The sequence below is a fragment of the Sphingopyxis sp. genome (genome assembly GCF_035686825.1).
Classification (GTDB): domain Bacteria; phylum Pseudomonadota; class Alphaproteobacteria; order Sphingomonadales; family Sphingomonadaceae; genus Sphingopyxis.
The window spans coordinates 397,030-422,795 of the sequence record NZ_DASRYZ010000003.1 but is presented as its reverse complement, the minus strand read 5'-3'; the positions used below and the strand labels follow the sequence as shown (position 1 = coordinate 422,795).

The window sequence follows — 25,766 nt, the reverse complement described above, 5'->3', positions numbered from 1 at the left end:
GTGAAGGGCGACGCGCCTGCTGTTGCCATTCTGCCACCCCGGCCGACAAATCATCCGCCGCCGTCTCGCCGCACTTGAACGGTAACATTCGCGCGCCTATCCGGGCCGGCTATGCTGCAGCGGGCTACCCCTCTGACCGCGGAAACACCGCAGGGTCTTCGCGCCGAATTTCGCGCGACGCTGGCGCTCGCCGTGCCGCTGGCGGCGGCGAATCTGTTGCAGATGCTCGTCCACGCGATCGACGTCATTTTCGTGGCGCGGCTCGGCGACGCGGCGCTCGCCGCCTCGTCGCTCGGCGTCGCGATCTTCGGGCTCCTCTTGTGGACCGGATCGGGTCTCGTCGGCGCCTCCGCGCCGCTGATCGCCGCCGAACTCGGGCGCCGCAAGCACGCGGTGCGCGAGGTGCGGCGTACCGTGCGCATGGCGCTTTGGCTCAGCGCGCTGGTTTCGATCCTGTTCATGGGCATCTGCGCCGCCGGCGGGCCGATCATGGTCGCGACCGGGCAGCCGCCCGAAACATCGGCGCGCGCCGCCGGATTCCTGCTCGTCCTGATGTGGGGCATGTTCCCGATGATCGCGGCGGCGGTGCTGCGCATCTTCGTCTCGGCGCTCGGACGGCCGACCATTGCAACCGCGATCACTTTCGGCGCGCTATTCGTCAACGCGCTCGGCAATTGGGTGCTCGTGTTCGGCCATCTCGGCATGCCCGCGCTCGGCCTCCACGGTTCGGCGATTTCGAGCGTGACGACCAGCTTCCTCATGCTGTTCGCCTATGTCGTCGTCATCCAGACCGACCGGCGGCTGCGGCGCTATCATCTCTTCGGAAACTGGTGGCGGTCCGAATGGACGCGCTTTTTCGAGATGGTGCGCATCGGCACCCCGATCAGCCTGACCATTCTCGCCGAGGCGGGGCTGTTCACCGGCGCCGCCTTCCTGATGGGCCGGATCGGCGAGAGCGAACTCGCCGGGCACACGATCGCGCTCCAGGTCGCCGCGCTCGCGTTCCAGATTCCCTTCGGCGTCGCGCAGGCGGCGACGATCCGCGTCGGCCTGTTCTATGGCGCGCGCGACCACAACGGTATCGCGCACGCGGGGCAGGCGTCGCTGATACTCGGGATCGGTTTCATGGGGCTGACCGCGCTGATCATGTGGCTTTTCCCCTCGCTCGTGCTGTCGATCTATGTCGATGTCGATGCCGCGCGTAACGCCGCGCTTGTCGGTTTCGCGATGCAGTTCCTCGTCGTCGCCGCCGCCTTCCAGCTCTTCGACGGCGCGCAGGCGGTGGCCGCGGGCGTGCTGCGGGGCCTGCAGGATACGCGCACGCCGATGATCATCGCGATCTGCGGCTACTGGATCGCGGGTTATGGCACCGCCATCTACCTCGGCTTCTGGACCCCGCTCGCGGGCGTCGGCGTGTGGATCGGCCTCGCGGTCGGGCTCGTCGTGGTCTCGGCGGTGCTGCTCCTGCGCTGGCGGATGCGCGGTCGTCTCGGTCTCCTCCCGGCCTGACGCAAAAATCTTGCGGCGGCGCTTGACGCCCCCTTGACTCCCACCCATATGCCCGCCTGTTAGCACTCGCGTCCTGTGAGTGCTAAGCGACATCATTTGCACCTCTGGAGGGTTATCCATGCAATTTCGTCCGCTGCACGACCGCGTGCTCGTCCGCCGTATCGAAGCCGAAGAAAAGACGGCCGGCGGCATCATCATCCCCGACACCGCCAAGGAAAAGCCGCAGGAAGGCGAAGTCGTCTCGGTCGGTTCGGGCACCCGCGCCGACGACGGCAAGGTCACCCCGCTCGACGTCAAGGCCGGCGACCGCATCCTGTTCGGCAAATGGTCGGGCACCGAAGTCAAGGTCGACGGCGAAGAGCTGCTGATCATGAAGGAATCGGACATCCTCGGCGTCATCGCCTGAGCGTCTCCATCAAATCACGAGTGAAGTTGCGTAGTTTTCTGCGCCTTTGAAAGGAATGAGCCAATGGCTGCCAAGGACGTTAAATTTTCGCGCGACGCGCGCGAGCGCATCCTGAAGGGTGTCGACATCCTCGCCGACGCCGTCAAGGTCACGCTGGGCCCCAAGGGCCGCAACGTCGTGATCGACAAGAGCTTCGGCGCGCCCCGCATCACCAAGGACGGCGTCAGCGTCGCCAAGGAAATCGAACTCAAGGACAAGTTCGAGAATATGGGTGCGCAGATGCTGCGCGAAGTCGCCTCGAAGGCGAACGACAAGGCCGGTGACGGCACCACCACCGCGACCGTGCTTGCCCAGGCGATCGTTCGCGAAGGCATGAAGTCGGTTGCCGCCGGCATGAACCCGATGGACCTGAAGCGCGGCATCGACCTCGCGGTCGGCAAGGTCGTCGCTGACCTTGCCGCGCGTTCGACCCCGGTCGCCGGCACCTCGGAAATCGCCCAGGTCGGTATCATCTCGGCCAACGGCGACACCGAAGTCGGCGAAAAGATCGCCGAAGCGATGGAAAAGGTCGGCAAGGAAGGCGTGATCACCGTCGAGGAAGCCAAGGGCCTCGAATTCGAACTCGACGTCGTCGAAGGCATGCAGTTCGACCGCGGCTACCTGTCGCCCTACTTCATCACCAACCCCGAAAAGATGATCGTCGAACTCGCCGATCCGTACATCCTGATCTTCGAAAAGAAGCTGTCGAACCTCCAGTCGATGCTTCCGATCCTCGAAGCGGTTGTGCAGTCGGGCCGTCCGCTGCTGATCATCGCCGAGGACATCGAAGGCGAAGCGCTCGCCACCCTCGTCGTGAACCGTCTGCGCGGCGGCCTGAAGGTCGCGGCCGTCAAGGCGCCGGGCTTCGGCGATCGTCGCAAGGCGATGCTGCAGGACATCGCGATCCTGACCGCCGGTGAAATGATCAGCGAAGACCTGGGCATCAAGCTCGAATCGGTCACGCTGAACATGCTCGGCCAGGCGAAGCGCGTCACGATCGACAAGGACAACACCACCATCGTCGATGGTGCTGGCGACCATGATGCGATCAAGGGCCGCGTCGAACAGATCCGCGCGCAGATCGAAACCACGACCAGCGACTATGACCGTGAAAAGCTGCAGGAACGTCTGGCGAAGCTCGCCGGCGGTGTTGCCGTGATCAAGGTCGGCGGCGCGACCGAAGTCGAGGTGAAGGAGCGCAAGGACCGCGTCGACGACGCGCTGCACGCGACCCGCGCCGCGGTCGAGGAAGGCATCGTCCCCGGCGGCGGTACGGCTCTGCTGTACGCCACCAATGCTCTCGAAGGCCTGAAGGGCGCCAACGACGACCAGACCCGCGGCATCGACATCGTCCGCAAGGCGATCGAAGCGCCGCTGCGCCAGATCGCGGCCAACGCCGGCCACGACGGTGCGGTTGTCGCCGGCAACCTGCTGCGCGAAAACAATCAGGAGCAGGGCTTCAACGCCGCGACCGACGTCTATGAAAACCTGAAGGCCGCTGGCGTCATCGACCCGACCAAGGTCGTGCGCACCGCGCTTCAGGACGCTGCGTCGGTGTCGGGCCTGCTGATCACCACCGAAGCGGCGGTCAGCGAACTGCCCGAAGACAAGCCGGCGATGCCCATGGGCGGCGGCGGCATGGGCGGCATGGGCGGCATGGACTTCTAAGTCCGTACCGTTCGGCGCTCAGCCAACGAGAAACGGGGCCGGGGGAGCAATCCTCCGGCCCTTTTTCTATTTGTCACCATGACGAAATAGGAGAGGCGGGACATTGCCAGTTCAGCCCGGGCGACATAGCTAAGCATCGATGATGCTTGTTCTCGCTCTCGCCATGCTCGCTGAACCGCCGGTCGCAGCGCCGCCCGCACCGCCGCGGGTCGAACGCTGCGGCTATCGCATCGTACAAAGCTATCCGCACGACCCGTCCTCTTTCACCCAGGGCCTCTTCTGGCACGACGGGCATCTCTACGAATCCACCGGCCAATATGGCCGGTCGCGGGTCGCTCGCCTCGACCTCGACACCGGCAAGGCGATCGCCGAAACGAAACTTCCATCGAACCAGTTCGGCGAGGGGATCACGCGCTGGGGCGACCAGATCATCGGCGTCACATGGCAGGGCGGCGTGGGCAATCGCTGGTCGGTCAAGGATCTGAAGCCCATCGGCACCTTCCAATATGAAGGCGAGGGTTGGGGCGTGACGATGGTAGGCGACAGTCTGGTGCTGAGCGACGGCACACCCGACCTGCGCTTTTTCGACCCGGCGACGATGAAGGAGAAAAAGCGCGTGACGGTGCGCTTCGCGGGCCGGTCGATCCCGATGCTCAACGAGCTCGAGACGATCGACGGACAGGTCTGGGCGAATGTCTGGATGACCGACTTCATCGTCCGCATCGACCCCGCGACCGGTCATGTCGTATCGCTGCTCGACCTCACGACGCTCAAGGCCGATGCCGGCGCGAGCGGCACCGACAGCGTGCTCAACGGAATTGCGTGGGACGATAAGGGGAAGCGCCTGTTCGTGACCGGCAAGAACTGGCTCAAGCTCTACGAGATCGCGCTCGCCGACTGCCGCTAGCTTCTGAGCGCCGCCTCCATCCGCGCCGCCGCCGCGTCATAGGCGCGCTTTCTCAGCCCGGCCGTCACCGCCGCGGGCGCGCGATCGGGATGACCGCCGGGAAAGGGCGGGGCGGGGTCATATTCGATCGCGAGCTGGATCGCCTGCGCGACGCCATCGCCCTTCAGTCGCGCGATCAGCGTCAGCGCGAAATCGAGCCCCGAGGTCACGCCGCCGCTCGTCACGACTTGACCGTCCTCGACGACCCGGGCGTTTTCATGGCGCGCCCCGACGAGCGGCAGCAGATGTGTATAACCCCAGTGCGTCGTTGCGCGCTTGCCCTGCAGCAATCCGGCGCGGCCGAGCAGGAAGGCGCCTGTGCACACGCTCGTCACCCGCTCGGCGCCTGCCGCCTGCCGCGCGATGAAGTCGATCGTCGCCGCATCGTTCACCGCGTCGGTCACGCCGTGCCCGCCGGGGATGCAGAGGATGTCGGCTTGCGGCGCGCTCGCAAAATCATGCGTGGGCAAAATTGCGAAACCGCTGTCGGTCGCGATCGGATCGAGGCGCGCCGCCGCGCCCGCCAGCACCGCGCCGGGCATCCGGGACAGCGCCTGCGCGGGCGCGGTGAAGTCGAGCTGGGTGATGCCCGGAAAGAGCAGAAATACGATGGTGGTCGTGTCGGTCATGCGGATGGTCCTTCGCTGGCGTGGATCACCCAGGCGCGCGGCTCGCATCGGTCCCGTTCCCCGATGGAACTCCATCTTCAGCGCCAGTCGCGGGACGGCATCAGCCTAACCTTCGCAGCGCGGCGAGGAAAGACTATTCGGCCGTTTCGCTTGCCGATGCTTCGTCCGCTGGCGGCGTGCTGTCGCGGCTTTCGAGCATCTCGGCTGCGTCGTCGAGCGCCTTGGCTTCGCTGACGGTCACGCCGCCGGGGCCCGGCTCATTGTCGGTGCGGCTGCATCCCGTCACGAGCAGGCCGAGCAGGGCAACAGCGGGCACGAGGTTTCGCATCATATGCCTTCCATGAAAAAGGGCCCCACCCGTCCGGATGGAGCCCCTCTTTAACAGCCCAAGGGCGTGCCGACGATTATTGCTTGTCGTTGGCTTCGGCCTTCTTGGTTTCTTCGGCGATCTTGTCGCCGGCCTTGTCGGCGGCTTCGCCCGCGGCGTTCACCGTGCCTTCGACGGCGTTGCCGGCGTTGTCGGCGGCGCCTTCGACGGCGGCACCGGCATCGGCAGCGGCATCGGCGGTCGCATCGGCAGCGTCGGCGGCGCCTTCGGCCATTGCGTCGCCGGCGGCGGCGGCATCGTCAGCCATGGAATCGGCGGTTTCACCGGCGGCATCCTGCGTCTTTTCCGAGCAGGCGGCGAGGCTGAAGGCCGCGGCGGCCATCGAGGCGATGATGATCTTGCGCATGGGTAATCCTTTCGAATGCAATGACCGGGTGGCCGGCCATGGGAAGAGAGTTAACCGGGGATCAGGGGCTTGGCAACCGCGCTGCGAAGCCTGTCCCGAAAAGGAAAGGGGCCGCCGGCAAGCCGTCGACCCCTTCCTGTTTCTTCGGCCCCGAAGAGGCCGGAAAGAAGCTTACTTCTTGGCTTCTTCCATCGCGCCCTTGGCGGCGTCGGCGGCTTCCTGAGCAGCGCCGGCAGCTTCGGCCGCCTTGTCGGTGGCGGTGGCGGCGTCGCCGGCAGCGGCGGCATCGCCAGCAGCATCGGCAGCGGCGCCGGCTTCGCCAGCGGCAGCGGCGGTCGCGTCGGCGGCGCCTTCGGCAGCTTCCATCGCGCCGTCAGCAGCGCCTTCGACGGTCGCGGCTGCGTCTTCGGTCGTGGCGGCCGTGTCGTCGGCAGCCTTTTCGGCGCAAGCAGCGAGGCCCATCGAAGCGGCGAGGACGAGCGACAGAGTGATCGATTTCTTCATGTGGGAATACCCCTCTCAATTTGGACTGATCGACCGGCACAGGAACTGATCGATCCCGAACATTGCCAATCGCGCGCAGAATTACCCACTCGCCAAATGGCGTGCAACCGTCCTTTTGACGATTGGCCCCGCTGTTGCGTCACAATGCCGCGACGACCGCGGCGCGCACGGCGGAAAATCGTGGCACGGCGCTCGGTTGACCAGATATAAAGAAAGCTTTATATGTCTTTTCGTGAGCGAGCTTATCGACATTTTCCGCGCTCTCGCGGATCCGACGCGACTGCGAGTCGTCGCGCTGCTGCGCGAGATGGAGCTTGCGATCGGCGAACTCGCGATCGTGCTCGACCAGAGTCAGCCGCGCGTATCGCGCCATGTCCGCATCCTCGTCGAGGCCGGAATCGTCGAACGGCGGCGCGAGGGAAGCTGGGTTTTCCTGCGCATCGCCGGCGAAGGGCCGGTCGCCGAGATCATCGGTCAGGCCGAGAAATGGCCCTTTTCCGCGCGCGAAACGCGCGTCATTGCGCATGATGCGCGGCGGCTGGCGGCGGTGCGCGACGAGCGCGTCGCGGCGGCCGAACGCTATTTCGCCGAACATGCCGCCGAATGGGACGCGATCCGATCGCGTCATATCGCCGAGAGCGAAGTCGAAGCCGCAATGCTGGCGATGATGCACAACCGCCGGCTCGGCCATCTGCTCGACATCGGCACCGGCACCGGCCGGATGGCGGAGATTTTCGCGCCGACCGCGCGCCGGATCACCGCGCTCGACCGCAGCCCCGAAATGCTGCGCATCGCGCGCACGAAGCTGGAGCGGCAGCCGGTGCCCGTCGATCTGTTGCAAGGCGACTTCCTCGACCTGCCGGTCGCCGATGCCAGCATCGACAGCATCGTCATCCATCAGGCGCTCCATTTCGCGCACGAGCCCGACCGCGTGATCGCCGAAGCGAGCCGCGTGCTGCGCGGCGGCGGCCATCTGCTCGTCGTCGATTTCGCGCCGCACGAGGATGAGGAACTGCGCGCGCTCGCCGCGCACGCGCGCCTCGGCTTTTCGGATGCCCAGATTCGCGGCTGGTTCGCGTCGGCGGGGCTCTTGCTCGAAACCACCCAGACGCTCGAAGGCGGGGAGCTGGCCGTGAAGTTGTGGCTCGGCCGACGTCGCAGCGACGAAGATCAACCTCCCGTCAGTGAAGGCGGACAAAGTAAAAGGCTTGCGGCATGACGTCGAACTTGAACTCGCTGGCGGAGGCGCGCCGCGCCGCGGCGTCGCCGCTCTTTGCCAATCTCGAAGGCGACATCGGCGTCAGCTTCGAATTCTTCCCGCCGAAGACCGAGAAGATGGAAGCGCAGCTGTGGGACACGTTCCGCACGCTTGAGCCGCTGGCGCCCAGCTTCGTCTCGGTAACCTATGGCGCGGGCGGGTCGACGCGCGAGCGCACTCATGCGACCGTCGCGCGCATCGCCGCCGAAAGCCGCGTGCCGCCCGCCGCGCACCTGACCTGCGTCGAAGCCTCGCGCGCCGAGATCGACGAGGTTGCGCGCGCTTATTGGGAAGCGGGCGTGCGGCATATCGTCGCGCTGCGCGGCGACGTCCCCGGCGGGGAGCCCTATCGGCCGCACGCGCAAGGTTACGCCAATGCAATCGAACTGGTCGCCGGGCTGAAGGCGATCGCGCCGTTCGACATTTCGGTCGCCGCCTATCCCGAAACGCATCCCGACGCCGATTGTCCGCAGGCCGACCTCGACAATCTGAAACGGAAGCTCGATGCCGGCGCGACGCGCGCGATCACGCAATTCTTCTTTTCGCCCGACAGCTTCCTGCGCTTTCGCGATGCGGCAGCCGCAGCGGGGATCGATGCGCCGATCATTCCCGGCATTCTGCCTGTGTCGAACGTGTCGCAGACGCGCCGCATGGCCGACATGTGCGGCACCGCGATCCCGGCGTGGATGGTATCGCTGTTCGAGGGGCTCGACGATCATCCCGCCGCGCGCCAACTCGTCGCGGCGACGATCGCCGCCGAAATGTGCCGCCGCCTCTATGCGGGCGGCGTGCGCGATTTCCACTTCTACACCCTCAACCGCGCCGAGCTCAGCTATGCGATCTGCCATCTGCTGGGGCTGCGGCCGGTTTCGACCGCAAAGGATCAGGCAGCATGAGCGCCAGTTTGAAAATGGGGGCACGAGAAGCTCTCGCCGCGGCGGCGAAGGAACGCATCCTGCTGACCGATGGCGGCTGGGGCACGCAGATCCAGCTCAGGAAGCTGGTCGAGTCCGATTACGCCGGATCGCTCGGGCTGTCGCACGACCAGAAGGGCAATAATGATATCCTCGCGCTGACGCGGACCGACGTCGTCACTGCGATCGGCGAGGCCTATCTGGCGGCGGGGTCGGACATCGTGTCGACCAATACGTTCAGTGCCAACCGGATCAGCCAGGCCGATTATGGCGCCGAGCATCTCGTCGCCGACATCAACCACGAAAGCGCGCGGCTCGGCCGCGAAGCCGCCAACAAATATGAGGCGCTCGACGGCCGCCGCCGCTTCATCGCGGGCGCGGTCGGGCCGACGAACAAGACGCTCTCGCTCTCGCCCGACGTCAACAACCCGGGCTATCGCGAGATCGATTTCGACGAATTGAAGGACGTCTATCTCGAACAGGTCGTCGCGCTTGCCGAAGGCGGCGCCGATTTCATCCTGATCGAGACGATCTTCGACACATTGAATGCGAAGGCGGGGATCGCCGCGACGCTGGAGGCCGAGGCGAAGGTCGGTCGCGAATTGCCGCTGATGATCTCGATGACGCTCACCGACCTGTCGGGACGCAATCTGTCGGGGCACACGGTCGAGGCTTTCTGGTATGCCGTGCGCCATGCGAAGCCGCTGACGATCGGGCTCAACTGCTCGTTCGGCGCGTCGCAGCTCCGCCCGCATGTGAAGGTTTTGTCCGAAATCGCCGATGCGCTGGTGATGGTCTATCCGAACGCGGGGCTTCCCAACGAACTCGGCGAATATGACGAGATGCCCGAGACGACGGCCGAGCTGGTGCGCGAATGGGCCGAGCATGGGCAGGTCAACATTCTGGGCGGCTGTTGCGGGTCGACCCCCGCGCATATCGCCGCGATGGCAAAGGCGGTCGCAGGCCTCGCGCCGCGGCATATTCCCGATGTTCCGGTGCGCACGCGGCTGGCGGGGCTGGAGCCTTTTACGATGGCGGCTTAGTCCCCCTCCCGCTTGCGGGAGGGGTTAGGGGAGGGCCTGTCCCTTTCCGACGCGTCGCCCGAGAATTTTAGACAGACCCTCCCCCGACCCCTCCCGCAAGCGGGAGGGGAGAAGAAGATCCCGATGACCGAGAATAGTTCCGCCTCCTCCAGCTTCGTCAATATCGGCGAGCGCACCAACGTCACGGGTTCCGCGGCGTTCAAGAAGCTGATCCTCGCCGACGACTATACCGCGGCGGTCGAGGTCGCGCGCCAGCAGGTCGAAAATGGCGCGCAGGTCATCGACGTCAACATGGACGAGGGCCTGCTCGACGCCGAATATGCGATGACGACCTTCCTGAAGCTCATCGCCGCCGAACCCGATATCGCGCGCATTCCGGTGATGATCGACAGCTCGAAATGGGACGTGATCGAGGCGGGGCTGAAGTGCGTTCCCGGCAAGCCGATCGTCAATTCGATCAGCATGAAGGAAGGCGAGGAACAGTTCCTCGGTCATGCGAGGAAATGCATGGCCTATGGCGCCGCGGTCGTCGTGATGGCGTTCGACGAGGTCGGGCAGGCCGACACCAGGGAGCGCAAGATCGAGATTTGCGAGCGCGCCTACAAGCTGCTCATGACCATCGGCTTCCCGCCTGAAGACATCATCTTCGACCCCAATATTTTCGCGGTCGCGACGGGGCTCGAAGAGCATGACAATTATGCGGTCGACTTCATCGAGGCGGTGAAGGAAATCCGCGTCCGCTGCCCGCACGCGCATTTTTCGGGCGGCCTTTCGAACCTCTCCTTCGGCTTCCGCGGCAACGAGACGGTGCGCCGCGCGATGCACAGCGTATTCCTCTATTATGCGATCCCGGCGGGGCTCGACATGGCGATCGTCAATGCGGGCCAGCTCGACGTCTACGACACGATCGATCCCGAACTGCGTAATGCCTGCGAGGACGTCATCCTCAACCGCAAGGTGGAAGGCGAAGAGCTGAGCCCAACCGAGCGCCTGATCGCGCTCGCCGAACGTTACAAGGGCACGAGCGCGGCACAGGAAAAGGCGGCCGAGGAATGGCGCGGCTGGGCGGTCGAAAAGCGGCTCGAACATGCGCTGGTCAAGGGCATCGACGCCTATATCGTCGGCGATACCGAGGAAATGCGCCTCGCGATGCCGCGCCCGATCGAGGTGATCGAAGGGCCGCTGATGGACGGGATGAACGTCGTCGGCGACCTGTTCGGGTCGGGTAAGATGTTCCTGCCGCAGGTCGTGAAATCGGCGCGCGTGATGAAGAAGGCGGTCGCGCACCTTCTGCCTTTCATCGAAGCGTCGAAGGAACCGGGCGCGAAGGGCAAGGGCAAGGTCGTGATGGCGACCGTGAAGGGCGACGTCCACGACATCGGCAAGAATATCGTCGGGGTCGTGCTTCAGTGCAACGGCTTCGAGATCGTCGACCTCGGCGTGATGGTGCCTTGGTCGAAGATCCTCGAGGCGGCGAACGAGAATGACGCCGACATGATCGGCCTCTCGGGCCTGATCACCCCCTCGCTCGACGAGATGGTGACGGTGGCCGAGGAAATGCAGCGCGCCGGCATGACGATGCCGCTGCTGATCGGCGGCGCGACGACCTCGAAGGTTCACACCGCGCTGCGCATCGACCCGGCGTACAAGGGGCCGGTGCTCCACGTCCTCGACGCGAGCCGCGCGGTCGGAGTTGCGACGGCGCTGGTCAGCGACACCGGGCGCGACGCCTATGTGCAGGGTTACAAGGACGATTATGAGCATGTCCGCGACGTGCGCGCGGGCAAGGGGCAGAGCGTGCTGCACACCCTCGAAGAAGCGCGCGCCAATTATTACGACGCCTATCTCAGCGACAAGCCGGCGCCGCCGTTGCAGCCCGGGCTGCACCGCTTCGACGACTGGTCGCTCGAAGATTTGCGTGAATGCATCGACTGGACGCCCTTCTTCCGCGCGTGGGAGCTGCACGGCACCTACCCGTCGATTCTCGACGACGAGGTCGTTGGCGAGACGGCGCGCGCGCTCAAGGCCGATGCCGATGCGATGCTCGACAAGCTGATTGCCGAGAAATGGCTGACCGCGCGCGGAGTCTGCGCCTTCTGGCCGTGCGCGCGCGACGGCGACAGCGTCACGATCCATCTCGCCGAAGAGGAACGCCATGTGACGCTTCCTTTCCTGCGCCAGCAGATCAAGAAGAGCCGCGACCGCGCCAACATGTGCCTCGCCGACTTCATCGATCCGGCGGGCGACTGGATGGGCGGCTTCGCGGTCGGCCTCCACGGCATCGAGCCGCATTCGGAGCGTTTCCGCGCGGACAAGGACGATTATTCGGACATTTTGCTGAAGGCGCTCGCCGATCGTTTCGCCGAGGCCTTTGCCGAGCGGCTGCACCAGCATGTCCGCACCGAATTATGGGGCTATGCGCCGGGCGAACAGCTGACCAACGAGGCGCTGATCAAGGAAGAATATCGCGGCATCCGCCCTGCCCCCGGCTATCCCGCTTGCCCCGATCATAGTCTGAAGCCGATCCTGTTCGAGCTGCTTCAGGCGGGCGAGAATGCGGGGTTGGTGCTCACCGAAAGCTTCGCGATGCTACCCACCGCGGCGGTCAGCGGCTTTTATTTCGGTCACCCTGAAAGCCAGTATTTCGGCGTCGCGCGGATCGGGAGCGATCAGCTCGAGGATTATGCGGCGCGCCGCGGGGTCGATATCGAAACCGCGACGCGGTGGCTGCGGCCCAACCTCGATTAACGCGCTTGCCGGCGGCTGTCCGATAAGGGGACAGCCGCCGGATTAACCAGCTTCGCCGACGACGGGCGCGCCAAAAGCCGCTATGGGCGGCGCATGTTCACGTCGATCCTTCGCCGGCCCATGCTGCCGCTGCTCGCCCTTCCGCTGCTTCTGGCGCCGGTGCCGCTTCCCGCTCAAACGGGCGGTGCGCCCTACAGTGTCGATGGTCGAGGCTTTTCGCGCTTGCAGGACGCGGTCGATGCGATCGGCGAGGGCGAGGGGACGATCCGTATCGCCCCCGGCTATCACCGCGACTGCGCGGTGCAGACCGCCGGGCGCATCGCCTTCGTCGCCGCCGAGCCGGGCCGGGCGATCTTCGACGGCGTGACTTGCGAGGGCAAGGCGGCGCTCGTGCTGCGCGGCGATGGCGCGCGCATCGACGGCATCGTCTTTCAGAATATGCGCGTCCCCGACGGCAATGGCGCAGGCATCCGGCTCGAAACGAGCGATCTCGACATCGTGAACGCGATGTTCCGCGACAGCGAACAGGGCATCCTCACCGCCGACGATCCCGAAGCAACGCTGACGATCGACCGCTCGACCTTTTCGCGCCTCGGCCGCTGCGACCGCGGATTGAGCTGCGCGCACAGCGTCTACACCGGCATCTACGGCCGCGTCGCCGTCACCCGCTCGCGCTTCGAAAAGGGCAGCGGCGGCCATTATCTGAAGACGCGCGCGGCTGAGGTCGACGTCAACGACAACAGCTTCGACGACACGCAGGGGAAGGCGACCAATTATATGATCGACCTGTCCTCGGGATCGGTCGGGCGGATTTCGAACAACCTGTTCGTGCAGGGGCGCGACAAGGAAAATTATTCGGCGTTTATCGCCGTCGCGGCCGAAGAGCGCAAGAATCCGTCGCGCGGGCTCGTCATCGAGGGCAATCGCGCGAGCCTGCCCGCGGGCATCGATCGCCGGTCGGTATTCGTTGCCGACTGGAGCGGCGAGGCGCTGGCGATCGGGGCGAACGAGCTGGGCACGGGGCTGACGAAGTTCGAGAAGCGGTAACGCACCGCACCCGGGGGGAAGGAGGGGGTTAAGCCTCGCCGCGCGTTTCGATGAGCGACGCCGCGAGCGCCTCGGCCGGGGTCTTGCCGCCCCACAGCACGAACTGGAACACCGGATAGAAGCGTTCGCATTCGTCGATCGCGCTTTCGATCAGCGTCTCGGTCAAGTCGAGCGACAGCGCCGCATCCGCACCGACGAGCATGCCGTGGCGGAAGAGGATCGTGCCGCTGTTCGACCACAGTTCGAAGTGGCCGAGCCAGAGCTGCTCGTTGATCATCGCGAGCGCCTCGTGCGCCACCGCGCGCTTGTCCTCGACGACGCGAATGTCGGGAAAGGCGAGGAGCTGGATCACTCCGTCGTCGGGACGCCACACCGCTCGCAATTCATAGGTCGTCCAGCTGCCCTGCGCGGTCGCGACGATCTCGTCCTCGCCGACCATCTCGTGCGGCCAGTCGTGCGCGGCGAAATAGGACGCCAGCATTTCCATCGGCGCCGCGTCCTGGCCGTCATCGTCGTCGTATAGATCGTCACTCATGCGCGCGCCTTTAGCGGGTTCCGTCCACGCTGGCGAGTCCGGCAACGCCGCCGCCCCGCGAGCGGGGGACGCTGGCAACCTTGCACTAAGCCGATAGCGGCCCCCGCCTGCGCGGAGGGCGACGCTCATTTTTTGGGAGCGGCCTTGATTTTCGCCGCGGGTTTGGCAGCGGGTTTCGCGGCCGGCTTCGCGACGCCTTCGAGCTTGTCGAGGCGCGCCTTCAGCGCTTCGGCTTCGGCGCGCGCGGTGGCGGCCATCTGCTTCACCGCCTCGAATTCTTCGCGGCTGACGAAATCCATGCGGCCGACAAATTCCTTCGCGCGGTCGCGCATCGCGGCTTCGGCTTCGCGGCCGGCGCCCGCGACGGTCCCGGCAATGCCGTTCACCATCTTGGCGAGGTCGTCGAAAAAGCGGTTTTCGCTCTGCATGTCTGATATTCCTTAGTGGGGGCTATCCCCTTGCCATCACCCTATCTGGGTGCTGGCGGCGGCGGGGACAAGGGTTTCGGCGTGGGGATTGCGCTGATCGATCTGGAAATTGAGGATCGCGGCAAAGCTCAGCCACGCCATATAGGGGATGAGCAGCCATGCGGCTGCCTTGCGGATCGGCGCAAAGGCGAAGGCGGTCGCGATCGTGACCATCAGGATGAAGATGATCAGATAGAGCGCCGTCGTCACCTGATGCTGGCCGAAGAAGAGCGGCGACCAGGCGAAATTGGCGACGAGCTGGACGAAGAAGAGCAGCAGCGCGAAGCCGCGTCCCTTCGCGCCGCGCGCATGGAGGATCATCGCGAGCGACAGGCCGAGGCAGATGTAGAGGATCGGCCATACCGTGCCGAACACCCAGCCCGGCGGCGTGATCGAGGGCAGGTCGAGTGCCGCGAACCAGCGATTGCCGTAACCGCTGTTCGATAGCAGCCCCATCAGGCTGCCGATCAGCACGATCGCCGGCACGGTGACGAGCGCCCAGCGTAAATAGGACATGCGAAGCTGGCCCTGTGTCGCGATTTCGGTCATGTCCGCAATATCCCCCAAATGCGAATCCGTTGCATTTGTGTCGCGATTGTGCGGCGCAGCGTCAAGCGGCTCGATTCACCGCCGCGATCAGAAATTCGACATTGCCTTCGGGTCCGGTGATCGGGCTTTCGACAAGATCGGTGACGTCCCAGCCTTCGCCGGTCAGCCAGCCCCGCACCTCGGCACAGACACGCGCATGGACCGCGGCGTCGCGCACGACGCCTTTCTTGCCGACTTCGTGGCGTTCGGCCTCGAACTGCGGCTTGATCAAAGCCACCATGCGGGCGCCGGGTTTCGCGAAGCGCATCGGCACCGGCAGGACTTTCGACAGCGCGATGAAGCTCGCATCGCAGACGATCAGGTCGACGGGTTCGGGGATATGCTCGGGCGTCAGGATGCGCGCGCTCGTCTGTTCGTGGACGATCACGCGCGCGTCCTGCCGCAGCTTCCAGGCGAGCTGGTTGGTCCCCGAATCGACCGCATAGACACGCGCCGCGCCGCGGCTCAGCAACACATCGGTGAAGCCGCCGGTCGACGATCCGACGTCGATCGCGACCGCGCCCGTCACGTCCCAGCCCAGATGAGTCAGCGCATGGTCGAGCTTGATCCCGCCGCGCGACACCCACGGATGATCGCGGCCCTTGACGCTCACTTCCGCATCGTCGGCGATTTGCTGTCCCGCCTTGTCGATCTTGCGGTCGCCGACGAAGGCGAGCCCGGCGAGGATCAGCGCCTGCGCGCGTGTCCGGCTTTCGGCCAGTCCGCGGTCGACGAGCAACTGGTCGGCGCGCTGTTTCGCCATCAACCGCCCGCCTTGTCGGTGAGCAGGCCCGGGGTCAGGATTTGCGGCAGGATTTCCGGCTCGGCGGCGCCGGGGGCATACCAGAGGTAGAGCGGCACGCTGTTGCGGCCATGTTCGGCAAGCGTGCGCGTGATCACGGGATCGCCATTGGTCCAGTCGCCGACGAGCGTCACGACTCCCGCTTTGTCGAAGGCGGTCTGCACCGCTTCGCGATTGATCGCGCCGGCTTCGTTGGCCTTGCACGACAGGCACCAGTCGGCGGTGAAATAGACGAACACGGGCTTGCCCGTGGAGCGCGCTTTGGCGAGCGCATCGAGGGAGAAGGTCGATCCCGAGCCATCGGCGGTGCGTTCCGCTTCGGCAACCTCGACCACCGTGCCCGCGAGGCTGACGACGAGGAGCAGGCCCGACGCGATCAACAGCCACGACCGCCGGTCGCCGCGCTGGATCGCGCCGTAATGCGTCAGAAGGACAAGCGCCATCGCAACGGCGAGGCTGGGCCAGAGAAGCTGCTCGCCGCTGCCGAGTTGTCGCCACAAGAGCCATGTCAGCGCGAGCGTGGTGAGCCCCATCGGCAACGCCATCCATTTGCGGAACCGGTCCATCCACGGGCCGGGCTTAGGCAGGCGGCGCCGCAAGGCGGGGACGAAACCGATCGCGAGGAAGGGCAGCGCGAGACCGAGCCCCAACCCGCCGAAGATCGGCAGCGCCGCCCACGCCGGTAGCACCAGCGTCGCGCCCAATGCCGCGCCGAGCAGCGGCCCGCTGCACGGGGTCGCGACAAACGCCGCGAGCGCGCCGGTCCAGAAGCCGCCCGCCGCGCCGCCCTTTTCGGCGAGTGCCTGTCCGCCGCCGAACGACGGCAATTCATAATATCCGAGCAGGTTGAGCGTGATCGCCAGCGAGAGGATCAGCAGCGCGAGCACGCTCACCGGATGCTGCAATTGAAAGGCCCAGCCGACCTGCCCGCCCGCCGCCCGGAGCGCGAGCAACGCGCCGCCGAGTAGCAGCGCGGTGACGACCGCGCCGCCGGTGTAAGCGAGCGCCTCGACCTTGGCGGTCCTTGCGTCGCCGCCCGACCGCGCGAGGCTGAGCGCCTTGAGGCTGAGGATCGGGAAGACGCACGGCATCAGGTTGAGGATCAGCCCGCCGAGGATCGCACCGCCGAGGGCGGTCCAGAACAGCGTCCCGTCGATCGCGTCCGGCGATCCCGCAATCGCCTCACCCGCGGCCGGCACGGTGCCGGGTTCGAGCGTCAACGACAGGCCGCGCCCGCCGCCCAGCTTCAGCAGCGCCGAAACCGGCCCGGCCTTCTCGCCCTTGGCGCGCGTCTCGACGATGATCTGATTGCCGTTGCGGCTGAAACTCTGGGGCGCGGCATAATCGACCACATCCTGCGTCTCGACGAACAGATGCGGCGCGTCGACTTGGGTGCTGGCGGGCAGCGGAATGGCGAAGCGCACCATCTCGCCGCGCCGCTCCCATACGCCGTGCCGGTCGAGCGGCTGCGGAAGCAGCGCGCGCCAGCCGTCGAAGCGGGTGCGCGCCGCTTCGGGGACGGTTCCGTCGCCGGCTTTGAGGGCGACCGAGATCACCGCCTTTTCGGGAACGCACACCTTGTCGGTGCAGGCCAGCCAGTTGGCGATCCCCGACAACGTCAGGTCGGTGCCGGGCGCGACGTTCTTGTCGACCCGCACCTCGGCGAGCAGCGCATAGGGATGCTCATAGACATGGTTCATCATGCCAAAGAGGATCAGCGCATCGGGAACGGGGTAGCGGAAGGGTGCGATCGTCACGCCCTCGGGCGCGTTCCATTCGACCGACAGGCCGAAGCCCGCGTCGCCGCCATTGACCCAATAGCCATGCCACGTCTTGTCGGGCGCCATGGTCAGCGCCAGCGTCGTCGCGCCGCCGGGCGCGGGAGCTGCCGATTCGGCGACGAGTTTCGGCTGGATATGCGTCGATTGCGCGTGTGCGGGACCGAAAGCGGCGAGGATCAGCGCCAGCACGGCGAGCAGTGCGCGCCCGATGCGTGTCACAAAAGCCTCACTCAGCAAATTCATGGCCCGTCCGCAGCTGTTGGTCGTTCGAAGGCTTGCCATATAGGCGGCTTTCGTCGAGAGGACAGCCCGCGCTTTAGGGGCAAAACCCTGACCCTGTTATGGAGAAACCGTCCATGAAGCTGAAATCCTTGTCCGCCGCCCTTGCCACCGCGCTTTGCCTCGCCGCCGCCGGGACCGGCTTTGCGCAGGATTCGGCGCCGGCGGTGCAAAAACTTGCGGCGGCGACCCCGGCGCCGAAGCTCATCGTGATGATCGCCGTCGACCAGTTTTCAGCCGACCTTTTCGCCGAATATCGCGGCCGTTTCACCGGCGGGCTCGCGCGGCTCGCTTCGGGTGTCGTCTTCCCGGCGGGTTATCAGGCGCACGGCGCGACGGAAACCTGCCCCGGCCATTCGACGATCCTGACCGGCAACCACCCGGCGCACACGGGCATCGTCGCGAACCATTATTTCGACCTGTCGGCCGCGCGCGAGGACAAGCGCATCTATTGCGCCGAGGACGAAAAGGTCGCGGGCACCAGCTCGGGCGGTGGCAAATACGCGCCATCGGTCGATCATCTGCTCGTTCCGACGCTCGGCGATCTGATGAAGGCGCGCGATCCGAAGACGCAGGTCGTCTCGGTATCGGGCAAGGACCGTTCGGCGATCATGATGGGCGGGCGCCAGGCCGACGAGTTGATGTGGCTCGTGCCGACCGGCCTCACCGGATATCGCGGCACTACCCTGTCGCCGACCGCGCAGCAGGCGAGCGCGGCGATCGCCGCCGCGATCGGCCAGGCGCGCCCCGCGCTGACGCTGCCCGCCGATTGCGCGCCGCACGACATCGCGATCCCGCTCGACAAGGGCGGCTCGGTCGGTACCGGCCGGATGGCGCGCGACGCCGGCGACTTCCGCCGCTTCATGGCGTCGCCCGAAGCCGACGGCGCCGTGCTCGCGACCGCCGCGGCGCTGCGTCAGGTGCGCAAGATGGGCGAGGGGGACAGCACCGACCTCCTCATCGTCGGGCTGTCGGCGACCGACTATGTCGGCCACGGCACCGGGACCGAAGGCAGCGAGATGTGCATCCAGATGGCGGGGCTCGACCGCGAGCTCGGCGATTTCTTCGCGCGGCTCGATGCGACAGGCATCGATTACGCCGTCGCGCTGACCGCCGACCATGGCGGCCATGACCTGCCCGAGCGCAACCGCCAGAACGCCTGGCCCGATGCGCAGCGCGTCGACAAGGCGCTCGATCCCGAGGCGATGAGTAAGGTGGTCGCCGAAAAGCTCGGCCTGCCGCAGCCCATCCTCTATGGCGACGGGGGCGACTATTATCTGGCCAAGACGCTGACCGCGGCGCAGCGTAAGGCCGTGCTCGCCGAAATCCTGCCGCGCCTCCGCGCGCATCCGCAGATCGAGGCGGTGGTGACGCGCGAGGAACTCGAAGCGCATCCGATCTCGAAGCGCGCGCCCGACACCTGGACGCTGATGGACAAGCTGCGCGCCTCCTATCATCCGCAGCGTTCGGGCGATTTCATCATCGCGTTGAAGCCGCGCGTCACCCCGATCCCCGAAGCGGGCGTCGGCTATGTCGCGACGCACGGCTCGGTGTGGGACTATGACCGCCGCGTGCCGATCCTATTCTGGCGCAAGGGGCTGGTCGCGTTCGAACAGCCGAACGCCGTGATGACCGTCGACATCATGCCGACGCTGGCCTCGCTGATCGGCTTGACGGTGGATGCAAACAAGATCGACGGCCGCTGCCTCGACCTGATCTCGGGTCCCGAGAGCAGTTGCCGGTAACAAAGAAGAACCAGGGACCATGACGAAGACTTTGAAGGATTTTACCGGCCGGATGCTGCTCGTGGGGTGCGGCAATATGGCGGGCGCGATGCTCGACCGCTGGCTGAAAGCGGGACTTGATCCGGCCGTGGTCACGATCGTCGATCCGTTCGCGGCGCCGCGTGCGGGCATCGCGCAATTCGCGTCGCTCGCCGAATGGCTAGGTGCGGGCGGCGCGGCCGAGTGGATCATGCTCGGCATGAAGCCGCAGCAGCTAGGCGAAGTCGCGGCCGAACTCGCCGAGGTCGTCTCGGGCGAAACGCATTTGCTGTCGATCCTCGCGGGCGTTTCGCTCGCCGACCTCGCGGCGCGCTTCCCGGCGGCGCGGGCGCAGGTCCGCATCCTGCCCAATCTCGCCGCGCGCATCGGCGCCGGCGTGTCGGCGGTCGCGAGCGACGGCAACGCCGACGAGGCGGCGATCGACAATCTGCTCGATCCGCTCGGCACGGTCGTCGCGCTCCCCGACGACTCGACGATGGATCTGGTTACGGCTTTCACCGGCAGCGGCCCGGCGTTCGTCTTTCGCCTGATCGAATCCTATGCGGCCGCCGGAGAGCGCCTCGGCCTGTCGGCCGAGGACGCGCTGAAGCTCGCGACCGCGACCTTCGGCGGCGCGACTGCGCTGCTCGCCGACAGCGGCGAAAAGCCCGGCGTGCTGATCGCGCAGGTCGCGAGCAAGGGCGGCACGACGCAGGCCGGGCTCGACGTGCTCGACAGCGACGGCCAGCTCGCGGCGCTACTCACCAACGTGCTGCGCGCGGCGCGCGATCGCGGGCGCGAACTCGCCGACATCGCGCGCGGCGAGGGCTGATCTAACCCGGCTCCTTCCCGAGCTCCGCGATCCGGCGGCGCTCGCGCGGCGGAACGAGCGCCTCGCTGACCTGCCAGAAGCCGGTCACCGCCTGCTGTCCCGCGTGGGTATAGGCGCGGCTCATCGTATCGCGCAGCGCCGCGAATATCTCGCGTTCGGCCGTGCGGCCGGCGTCGGTCAGGCGCAGCTCCTTGGCGCGCCGGTCGCGGTTGCCTGGCCGCGTCGTCAGATAGTCACGCGCCTCGAGTTCCTTCACCACCCGTCCCAACGACTGCTTGGTGATGCCGAGCAGTGCGAGCAGGTCCGAAATCGTCAGCCCGGGTTGCCGCGCGATGAAATAGAGCGCGCGGTAGTGCGCGCGTCCCAGCTCCTTCTCGGCGAGCCGCGCATCGATCGCGCGCCAGAGCGAGGCGTGGGCGAAAAAGAGGAACTCGATGCCACGACGCACTTCTTCCTCGCGCAAGAAAAGGGCTGAGGCGGCAGGAACTTGTGAAAGAAAATTTTCATCCGGCATAGTCGCTACCGTTGCGCGCGGTGCCGCTCTTTGGCAAGAGGCGCGCTCCCGAAACCAGCAAAGCAAAGGTGTTTTCGCATGTCCGCTCCCGCCTTCACCCATCTGTCGCACCCCAATCCGGCGGCGGAGGATGTACGGGCGGCGGCGATTGCGGACCCGCTTTTCGGGCGCGTCTTCACCGACCATATGGTGTCGATCCGCTATGCCGAGGGGAAGGGTTGGCACGATGCGCAGGTGATGCCGCGCGGGCCGCTGACGCTCGATCCCGCGACCGCAGTGCTCCATTATGCGCAGGAAATCTTCGAGGGGCTGAAGGCCTATCGCCTCGACGACGGGTCGATGGCGCTGTTCCGCGTCGAGGCCAATGCCGCGCGCTTCAACGCGAGCGCGCGCCGGATGGCGATGGCCGAACTTCCCGAGGAGATGTTCATCGCGGCGGTGAAGGAAGCGGTGGCGGCCGACGCCAGCTGGTTCCCGCCCGTCGACGGCGGCGCGCTGTACCTCCGCCCCTTCATGTTCGCGAGCGAAGTGTTTCTGGGGGTCAAACCGGCGTCCGAATATCAGTTCCTCGTCATCACCTCGCCGGTCGGCAATTATTTCAAGTCGGGCGCCCCCGCGATCTCGCTCTGGGTGTCGGAGGATTATACCCGCGCCGCACCCGGCGGCACCGGCGCCGCCAAATGCGGTGGCAATTATGCATCCAGCCTCGTCGCGCAGCGCGAGGCGATCGCCAAGGGGCACGACCAGGTCGTCTTCCTCGACGCCGCCGAGCATCGCTGGATCGAAGAGCTGGGGGGCATGAATATGTTTTTCGTCTTCGACGACGGCAGCATCGTCACGCCGCCGCTGACCGGCACGATCCTGCCCGGCATCACGCGCGACGCGATCATCACGCTGGCGAAGGATGCGGGCCTGACGGTGCGCGAGGAACCCTATGCGATCGACCAGTGGCAAGCCGATGCGGAAAGCGGCAAGCTGACCGAAAGCTTCGCCTGCGGCACCGCCGCGGTGGTCACTCCGGTCGGCAAGGTGACGCGCGGCGAAACCAGCTTCACGATCGGCGCCGGCGGCCCTGGCCAGGTCACCGAAATGCTGAAGGGTAAACTCGTCGACATCCAGCGCGGCCGCGCGGCCGACCCGCACGGCTGGGTCACGCGGCTCTGATCCGACCCGCCTTGCATTAAGCGGCGACGCGCTATAGAGCGCGCGTCGCACCGGCCGTTGGGGCGTCGCCAAGTGGTAAGGCAGCGGCTTTTGATGCCGCCATTCGCAGGTTCGAATCCTGCCGCCCCAGCCAGCCGGTCAATCCGCCTCGCTCAATTCCTCCCGCGTCGGCGCGATATAGCCGGCGCGCCGATATTCGCGGCCGCGCTTCACGGTCATCTCGATCCGTTCGATATTGTCGATGTCGGCAAGCGGGTCGGCGCCCAGCACGACGAAGTTCGCAAGCTTGCCGGGCTCGATCGACCCCATATCCCTGTCCTGCCCGGCCGCGCGGGCGCCGACCAGCGTCGCCGAATGGATGACGGCGAGCGGCGGCATGCCGACATCATCCGCCAGATAGCGCAGCTCGGCATGCACCTCGGGCCAGGGGTTGCTCGCGGGGTCGACGAAGTCGGTGCCGGTCGCGATCGGAATGCCGGCACGCCACGCTTGCTGCGTCAGACGGATCGTCCGCGCGCCGCTGCACCGCAGCGGCTTCGCCTCGACGTCGGCCTTGCGCGCCGCCTCGAACTTCACGAACAGGCTGCCGGTCGCATCGAGGATCGTGCCCTGCTTCGCCATCGCCCGGTAGAGGCCGGCGACGACGGGATCGTCGCCTGTGGGCGCGAAGCGCGTTTCGTCGACCGGCGTGCGGTCCTCATAGGCCGCGAGCATCCGCGGCTGCGCTTCATAACCCAGATAGCAGACATGGCTGATGACATCGGCGCCCGCGGCGATGACGTCGGCGGGACGGGCGGGAAAGACCGCGCTGTGCGCCCAGATCATCATCTTCTGGCGGTGCGCCTCGGCGGTGATCGCCGCGACGCGCTCGGCCGGAAGATCGGCATAGATTTTGATCGCGGTCGCCGACGTCCCGCGCGCCAGCGTCACCGCGGTGCGCAAATCGGTGTCCGCATCGATCGCCTGCATCCACGGCGCCGTTCCCGGCGCAAAGCCGCGGCTGACCGACAGGACGCGCGGGTCGGCGAAGAAAGGCGGGCCCGCCATCAGCGCGGCATAATAGATATCGGGCGCGGCGATCTCGCCCACCAGTGAAGCGCGCGCCAGATCGCCGACGGCGCGCAGATCGTCGGCCATGTCGCGTACCGCGGTGACCCCGCCATAGAGCTGGCGGCGCAGGATCGCCTCGGCGCGTTTCCGGTTCGGCGGCGTCGCGAGATGGACATGACTGTCGATCAACCCCGGGATGACGAAGCGCCCGGACAGGTCGACCCGCCGGGCCGTCCCGGCCCGCGACGCCAGCGCGTCATGCGCGCCGATCGCCACGATCCGCTCGCCCTCGACCAATATGTCCTGATCGGCGCGCGCCGCGCCGCCGGTGCCGTCGATGACCGTCGCGCCGGTATAAAGCGTTGCCTGGGGTGCGTCGGCGGATGCCGCTGTTGTGTGGGATAGCGCCAGACCGAGGGAGGCAAGGGCGGCGAACAGGCCAAAGCGGCGGAAACGGCGTTTTGTCATGCGCAAGTCGCTAGCCGGGCCGTTTCGCATCTGCAATCGCCGAAGGGAGGTCGTCCTGCCATCGACCGGTGCCGTCTGGTAGTGATTGCGCCGACGCAAGCGGTGGCTACAAGCAACGCATTCAACAGGAGAATTTCCATGCGTTTCGCACTTGCCTTGATGTTGGCGCCCATATTGCCGCTCGCCGTCCTCCCCGCCGCGGCGATGGCTGCGGCCGCGCCGGCGACGACGCAGGACGAAGCGCTGCTCGGCTTTCTCGACGACGCCTTCGACGCGCGGATCGCGCTCCAGCCCGAAAGCCAGACGCAGCTCGGGCTCAAGACCAACTACGACCGGCTCGACGATTATACCGACGCCGCGGCGGTGCGCGAGCAGGCGCTGCTCGAGCGCCAGCTCAAGGAAATGCACGCGCGCTTTCGGCCCGAGCAATTGGGCGCGAGCGCGCGCGTCAGTTACCGCTTGTTCGAATATGACGTCGAGCGCCGCCGTGCGTCCTTGCCGTTCCGCAAGCTTCGTTTTCCGGTGACCACCAACGGCAGCCCGGCGGGCGATATTCCGGTGCTGCTGATCAACAATCACAAGGTCGACACGGTCGCCGATGCCGAGGCCTATATCGCGCGCCTGCGCGACACCGACCGCGTGATGCGCGAGGTCGCGGCGACGATGCGCGAGCAAGCGGCCGCCGGCGCCGTGCCCAACAAGGTCAATTTCGCGCCCGCGCGCGCCGATGCGAAGAAAATCCTCGTCGGCGCACCGTTCGACGACGGCGCGGATTCGACATTGCTCGCCGATTTCCGCAAAAAGGTCGGCGCGCTCGATGCGCCCGATGCGGTCAAGGCGAAGCTGATCGCCGATGCGACCGCGGCGCTGACCGGCCCGTTCAAGCACGGTTATGAGGTGCTGATCGCCGCGATCGACGAGATCGAGCCGAAGTCGAAGGGCAATTTCGGCGTGTGGAGCCTGCCCGACGGCGAGGCCTATTACGCAGACCGGCTGAAAAATTCGACCACCACCGACCTCACGGCCGACCAGATCCACGAACTGGGTTTGAAGCAGGTCGCGGCGATCCGCGAAGAGATGGAAGCGATCAAGCGCGAGGTCGGTTTTAAGGGCACCCTCGAACAATTCTTCGACCATATCCGCACCGATCCGAAGTTCAAATATCCGAACACGCAGGCCGGCCGCGAAGCCTATCTGACCGATGCGCGCGCGGTGATCGCGGCGGCGATGGAAGCGGCGCCGCGCTATTTCAGCGTGCTGCCCAAGGCGGCGCTCGAGGTGCGCGCGGTGGAGAAATGGCGCGAGGCGACCGCTTCGACGGCTTTCTATAACCCGCCCTCGGCCGACGGGTCGCGGCCCGGCATCTATTATGTCAATCTCGTCGACATGAACCAGACGCAAAAGGTTCAGGTCGCGGCGATCGCCGCGCACGAGGGCGCACCGGGCCATCATTTCCAGATCGCACGGCAGCAGGAACTGGCCGGCATCCCGAAGTTCCGCAAGTTCGGCGGCTATGGCGCCTATATCGAGGGCTGGGGGCTTTATTCCGAGCGGCTCGCGAACGAAATGGGCATATACAAGACGCCCTACGACCGGTTCGGCATGTTGTCGCTGCAGGTATGGCGCGCGATCCGGCTGGTGCTCGACACCGGCATCCATTCGAAGCGGTGGACGCGCGAACAGGCGATCGCCTATTTCCGCGCCAACAGCTCGGTTTCCGACACCGACATCGCGCGCGAGGTCGACCGCTATTTCAATTGGCCGGGGCAGGCGACGAGCTACATGGTCGGGCAGTTGAAGATCGCCGAACTGCGCGAGCGCGCCGAACGCGAACTCGGCCCGCGCTTCGACATTCGCGAATTTCACGAAGCGGTGCTTGGCGAAGGCGCGCTGCCGCTGAACATCCTTGAGGAACAGGTTGCCGCCTATATCGCGGCAAAACGATGAAATCCTCAACGCAGCCGATTGACAGCGCGGCGTCGCTTCGCTTTATCGAAAATCTAATTATTAAAGCATATATATTTATGGCATGAGTCTGTTTGGCGGGGGGCGCCGGGCATTCGAACCAGCTTGGAGGA

The 25,766-nt window shown here is 66.2% G+C and carries 24 protein-coding genes, 1 tRNA gene and 1 riboswitch; of the genes, 14 read left to right on the top strand and 11 right to left on the bottom strand.

Annotation, left to right across the window (positions count from 1 at the left end; all coding sequences use genetic code 11):
* Positions 1 to 111 precede the first annotated feature (111 nt).
* The 4 genes from VFG17_RS06575 to VFG17_RS06560 all read left to right on the top strand — a co-directional run bounded on the left by VFG17_RS06575 (position 112) and on the right by VFG17_RS06560 (position 4,529).
* Positions 112 to 1,509 carry an MATE family efflux transporter gene (locus VFG17_RS06575; RefSeq protein WP_325028649.1) on the top strand — a complete coding sequence of 466 codons (1,398 nt, stop codon included), beginning with the start codon at positions 112 to 114 and terminating at the stop codon, positions 1,507 to 1,509.
* A 118-nt stretch (positions 1,510 to 1,627) separates the two neighbouring features.
* On the top strand, positions 1,628 to 1,915 hold the full coding sequence (groES, locus tag VFG17_RS06570) for a co-chaperone GroES (protein WP_037554105.1): 288 nt from the start codon (positions 1,628 to 1,630) through the stop codon (positions 1,913 to 1,915).
* 63 nt (positions 1,916 to 1,978) lie between these two features.
* Entirely contained in the window at positions 1,979 to 3,622 is a 1,644-nt protein-coding gene (groL, locus tag VFG17_RS06565; RefSeq protein ID WP_325028648.1) for a chaperonin GroEL, read from the top strand.
* 142 nt (positions 3,623 to 3,764) lie between these two features.
* Positions 3,765 to 4,529: a glutaminyl-peptide cyclotransferase gene (locus VFG17_RS06560; RefSeq protein ID WP_325028647.1), complete on the top strand. Its 765-nt coding sequence runs from the start codon at positions 3,765 to 3,767 to the stop codon at positions 4,527 to 4,529.
* Here the strand turns inward: VFG17_RS06560 and VFG17_RS06555 are convergent.
* From VFG17_RS06555 to VFG17_RS06540, 4 genes are all read right to left on the bottom strand, one after another.
* Positions 4,526 to 5,197: a DJ-1/PfpI family protein gene (locus tag VFG17_RS06555; RefSeq protein ID WP_325028646.1), complete on the bottom strand. Its 672-nt coding sequence runs from the start codon at positions 5,195 to 5,197 to the stop codon at positions 4,526 to 4,528. The two genes, VFG17_RS06560 and VFG17_RS06555, sit on opposite strands and share 4 nt — an antisense overlap.
* A gap of 20 nt (positions 5,198 to 5,217) precedes the next feature.
* A riboswitch (ZMP/ZTP riboswitch) is annotated at positions 5,218 to 5,298 on the bottom strand.
* 32 nt (positions 5,299 to 5,330) lie between these two features.
* On the bottom strand, positions 5,331 to 5,528 hold the full coding sequence (locus VFG17_RS06550) for a hypothetical protein (protein ID WP_325028645.1): 198 nt from the start codon (positions 5,526 to 5,528) through the stop codon (positions 5,331 to 5,333).
* Positions 5,529 to 5,601: 73 nt separating this feature from the next.
* Entirely contained in the window at positions 5,602 to 5,931 is a 330-nt protein-coding gene (locus VFG17_RS06545; RefSeq protein ID WP_037554100.1) for a hypothetical protein, read from the bottom strand.
* Between the two features lie 171 nt (positions 5,932 to 6,102).
* The gene (locus VFG17_RS06540) at positions 6,103 to 6,435 is read right to left on the bottom strand and encodes a hypothetical protein (protein ID WP_037554099.1); all 333 of its coding nucleotides are present in this window, start codon (positions 6,433 to 6,435) and stop codon (positions 6,103 to 6,105) included.
* Positions 6,436 to 6,667: 232 nt separating this feature from the next.
* On the opposite strand from VFG17_RS06540, the gene VFG17_RS06535 reads away from it, so the two are divergent.
* The 5 genes from VFG17_RS06535 to VFG17_RS06515 all read left to right on the top strand — a co-directional run bounded on the left by VFG17_RS06535 (position 6,668) and on the right by VFG17_RS06515 (position 13,445).
* On the top strand, positions 6,668 to 7,654 hold the full coding sequence (locus VFG17_RS06535; RefSeq protein ID WP_037554146.1) for an ArsR/SmtB family transcription factor: 987 nt from the start codon (positions 6,668 to 6,670) through the stop codon (positions 7,652 to 7,654).
* Entirely contained in the window at positions 7,651 to 8,589 is a 939-nt protein-coding gene (gene metF / locus VFG17_RS06530) for a methylenetetrahydrofolate reductase (RefSeq protein ID WP_325028644.1), read from the top strand. The genes VFG17_RS06535 and metF overlap by 4 nt, the downstream gene beginning before the upstream one ends.
* 14 nt (positions 8,590 to 8,603) lie before the next feature.
* On the top strand, positions 8,604 to 9,650 hold the full coding sequence (locus VFG17_RS06525; RefSeq protein WP_325029090.1) for a homocysteine S-methyltransferase family protein: 1,047 nt from the start codon (positions 8,604 to 8,606) through the stop codon (positions 9,648 to 9,650).
* A gap of 123 nt (positions 9,651 to 9,773) precedes the next feature.
* Positions 9,774 to 12,398: a methionine synthase gene (gene metH / locus VFG17_RS06520; protein WP_325028643.1), complete on the top strand. Its 2,625-nt coding sequence runs from the start codon at positions 9,774 to 9,776 to the stop codon at positions 12,396 to 12,398.
* A 93-nt stretch (positions 12,399 to 12,491) separates the two neighbouring features.
* On the top strand, positions 12,492 to 13,445 hold the full coding sequence (locus VFG17_RS06515; RefSeq protein ID WP_325028642.1) for a right-handed parallel beta-helix repeat-containing protein: 954 nt from the start codon (positions 12,492 to 12,494) through the stop codon (positions 13,443 to 13,445).
* 28 nt (positions 13,446 to 13,473) lie between these two features.
* On the opposite strand, the gene VFG17_RS06510 is transcribed toward VFG17_RS06515, so the two are convergent.
* The 5 genes from VFG17_RS06510 to VFG17_RS06490 form a co-directional block, all read right to left on the bottom strand.
* Positions 13,474 to 13,980 carry a YbjN domain-containing protein gene (locus VFG17_RS06510; protein WP_325028641.1) on the bottom strand — a complete coding sequence of 169 codons (507 nt, stop codon included), beginning with the start codon at positions 13,978 to 13,980 and terminating at the stop codon, positions 13,474 to 13,476.
* Positions 13,981 to 14,105: 125 nt separating this feature from the next.
* The gene (locus VFG17_RS06505; RefSeq protein WP_325028640.1) at positions 14,106 to 14,408 is read right to left on the bottom strand and encodes an accessory factor UbiK family protein; all 303 of its coding nucleotides are present in this window, start codon (positions 14,406 to 14,408) and stop codon (positions 14,106 to 14,108) included.
* Between the two features lie 36 nt (positions 14,409 to 14,444).
* On the bottom strand, positions 14,445 to 14,996 hold the full coding sequence (locus tag VFG17_RS06500; RefSeq protein ID WP_325028639.1) for a TspO/MBR family protein: 552 nt from the start codon (positions 14,994 to 14,996) through the stop codon (positions 14,445 to 14,447).
* Between the two features lie 61 nt (positions 14,997 to 15,057).
* Positions 15,058 to 15,798, bottom strand: coding sequence for a TlyA family RNA methyltransferase (locus tag VFG17_RS06495; RefSeq protein WP_325028638.1), 741 nt, complete (start codon positions 15,796 to 15,798; stop codon positions 15,058 to 15,060).
* Positions 15,798 to 17,861, bottom strand: coding sequence for a protein-disulfide reductase DsbD family protein (locus VFG17_RS06490; RefSeq protein WP_325028637.1), 2,064 nt, complete (start codon positions 17,859 to 17,861; stop codon positions 15,798 to 15,800). The genes VFG17_RS06495 and VFG17_RS06490 overlap by 1 nt, the downstream gene beginning before the upstream one ends.
* Before the next feature lie 113 nt (positions 17,862 to 17,974).
* Between VFG17_RS06490 and VFG17_RS06485 the strand changes: the two genes are divergently transcribed.
* Both VFG17_RS06485 and proC read left to right on the top strand, forming a co-directional pair.
* Positions 17,975 to 19,642: an alkaline phosphatase family protein gene (locus tag VFG17_RS06485; protein ID WP_325028636.1), complete on the top strand. Its 1,668-nt coding sequence runs from the start codon at positions 17,975 to 17,977 to the stop codon at positions 19,640 to 19,642.
* A 19-nt stretch (positions 19,643 to 19,661) separates the two neighbouring features.
* Positions 19,662 to 20,492, top strand: coding sequence for a pyrroline-5-carboxylate reductase (gene proC / locus VFG17_RS06480; RefSeq protein ID WP_325028635.1), 831 nt, complete (start codon positions 19,662 to 19,664; stop codon positions 20,490 to 20,492).
* 1 nt (position 20,493) lies between these two features.
* On the opposite strand, the gene VFG17_RS06475 is transcribed toward proC, so the two are convergent.
* Positions 20,494 to 21,006 carry a MarR family winged helix-turn-helix transcriptional regulator gene (locus VFG17_RS06475; RefSeq protein ID WP_325028634.1) on the bottom strand — a complete coding sequence of 171 codons (513 nt, stop codon included), beginning with the start codon at positions 21,004 to 21,006 and terminating at the stop codon, positions 20,494 to 20,496.
* A gap of 78 nt (positions 21,007 to 21,084) precedes the next feature.
* Here VFG17_RS06475 and VFG17_RS06470 point away from each other — a divergent pair, with 78 nt between their 5' ends.
* The gene (locus VFG17_RS06470) at positions 21,085 to 22,170 is read left to right on the top strand and encodes a branched-chain amino acid aminotransferase (RefSeq protein ID WP_325028633.1); all 1,086 of its coding nucleotides are present in this window, start codon (positions 21,085 to 21,087) and stop codon (positions 22,168 to 22,170) included.
* Positions 22,171 to 22,228: 58 nt separating this feature from the next.
* Positions 22,229 to 22,303: transfer RNA gene (locus VFG17_RS06465), tRNA-Gln, on the top strand.
* A gap of 5 nt (positions 22,304 to 22,308) precedes the next feature.
* On the opposite strand, the gene VFG17_RS06460 is transcribed toward VFG17_RS06465, so the two are convergent.
* Positions 22,309 to 23,688, bottom strand: a complete 1,380-nt coding sequence (locus VFG17_RS06460) for an amidohydrolase family protein (RefSeq protein WP_325028632.1) — start codon at positions 23,686 to 23,688, stop codon at positions 22,309 to 22,311.
* Positions 23,689 to 23,826: 138 nt separating this feature from the next.
* Between VFG17_RS06460 and VFG17_RS06455 the strand changes: the two genes are divergently transcribed.
* Positions 23,827 to 25,635 (top strand): DUF885 domain-containing protein, encoded by a 1,809-nt coding sequence (locus VFG17_RS06455; RefSeq protein WP_325028631.1) that lies wholly within the window; start codon positions 23,827 to 23,829, stop codon positions 25,633 to 25,635.
* Positions 25,636 to 25,766 lie beyond the last annotated feature (131 nt).

What these genes read in the sequence shown, in the direction of transcription:
- metH (WP_325028643.1), top strand. Translation starts at nt 9,774, where the DNA reads ATGACCGAGAATAGTTCCGCCTCCTCCAGCTTCGTCAATATCGGCGAG.
- VFG17_RS06560 (WP_325028647.1), top strand. Translation starts at nt 3,765, where the DNA reads ATGCTTGTTCTCGCTCTCGCCATGCTCGCTGAACCGCCGGTCGCAGCG.
- VFG17_RS06460 (WP_325028632.1), bottom strand. Translation starts at nt 23,688, where the DNA reads ATGACAAAACGCCGTTTCCGCCGCTTTGGCCTGTTCGCCGCCCTTGCC.
- VFG17_RS06575 (WP_325028649.1), top strand. Translation starts at nt 112, where the DNA reads ATGCTGCAGCGGGCTACCCCTCTGACCGCGGAAACACCGCAGGGTCTT.
- VFG17_RS06470 (WP_325028633.1), top strand. Translation starts at nt 21,085, where the DNA reads ATGTCCGCTCCCGCCTTCACCCATCTGTCGCACCCCAATCCGGCGGCG.
- proC (WP_325028635.1), top strand. Translation starts at nt 19,662, where the DNA reads ATGACGAAGACTTTGAAGGATTTTACCGGCCGGATGCTGCTCGTGGGG.
- groL (WP_325028648.1), top strand. Translation starts at nt 1,979, where the DNA reads ATGGCTGCCAAGGACGTTAAATTTTCGCGCGACGCGCGCGAGCGCATC.
- VFG17_RS06510 (WP_325028641.1), bottom strand. Translation starts at nt 13,980, where the DNA reads ATGAGTGACGATCTATACGACGACGATGACGGCCAGGACGCGGCGCCG.
- VFG17_RS06490 (WP_325028637.1), bottom strand. Translation starts at nt 17,861, where the DNA reads ATGAATTTGCTGAGTGAGGCTTTTGTGACACGCATCGGGCGCGCACTG.
- VFG17_RS06525 (WP_325029090.1), top strand. Translation starts at nt 8,604, where the DNA reads ATGGGGGCACGAGAAGCTCTCGCCGCGGCGGCGAAGGAACGCATCCTG.
- groES (WP_037554105.1), top strand. Translation starts at nt 1,628, where the DNA reads ATGCAATTTCGTCCGCTGCACGACCGCGTGCTCGTCCGCCGTATCGAA.
- VFG17_RS06475 (WP_325028634.1), bottom strand. Translation starts at nt 21,006, where the DNA reads ATGCCGGATGAAAATTTTCTTTCACAAGTTCCTGCCGCCTCAGCCCTT.
- VFG17_RS06550 (WP_325028645.1), bottom strand. Translation starts at nt 5,528, where the DNA reads ATGATGCGAAACCTCGTGCCCGCTGTTGCCCTGCTCGGCCTGCTCGTG.
- VFG17_RS06515 (WP_325028642.1), top strand. Translation starts at nt 12,492, where the DNA reads ATGTTCACGTCGATCCTTCGCCGGCCCATGCTGCCGCTGCTCGCCCTT.
- VFG17_RS06555 (WP_325028646.1), bottom strand. Translation starts at nt 5,197, where the DNA reads ATGACCGACACGACCACCATCGTATTTCTGCTCTTTCCGGGCATCACC.
- VFG17_RS06455 (WP_325028631.1), top strand. Translation starts at nt 23,827, where the DNA reads ATGCGTTTCGCACTTGCCTTGATGTTGGCGCCCATATTGCCGCTCGCC.
- VFG17_RS06500 (WP_325028639.1), bottom strand. Translation starts at nt 14,996, where the DNA reads ATGACCGAAATCGCGACACAGGGCCAGCTTCGCATGTCCTATTTACGC.
- VFG17_RS06545 (WP_037554100.1), bottom strand. Translation starts at nt 5,931, where the DNA reads ATGCGCAAGATCATCATCGCCTCGATGGCCGCCGCGGCCTTCAGCCTC.
- VFG17_RS06540 (WP_037554099.1), bottom strand. Translation starts at nt 6,435, where the DNA reads ATGAAGAAATCGATCACTCTGTCGCTCGTCCTCGCCGCTTCGATGGGC.
- VFG17_RS06485 (WP_325028636.1), top strand. Translation starts at nt 17,975, where the DNA reads ATGAAGCTGAAATCCTTGTCCGCCGCCCTTGCCACCGCGCTTTGCCTC.
- VFG17_RS06505 (WP_325028640.1), bottom strand. Translation starts at nt 14,408, where the DNA reads ATGCAGAGCGAAAACCGCTTTTTCGACGACCTCGCCAAGATGGTGAAC.
- VFG17_RS06495 (WP_325028638.1), bottom strand. Translation starts at nt 15,798, where the DNA reads ATGGCGAAACAGCGCGCCGACCAGTTGCTCGTCGACCGCGGACTGGCC.
- metF (WP_325028644.1), top strand. Translation starts at nt 7,651, where the DNA reads ATGACGTCGAACTTGAACTCGCTGGCGGAGGCGCGCCGCGCCGCGGCG.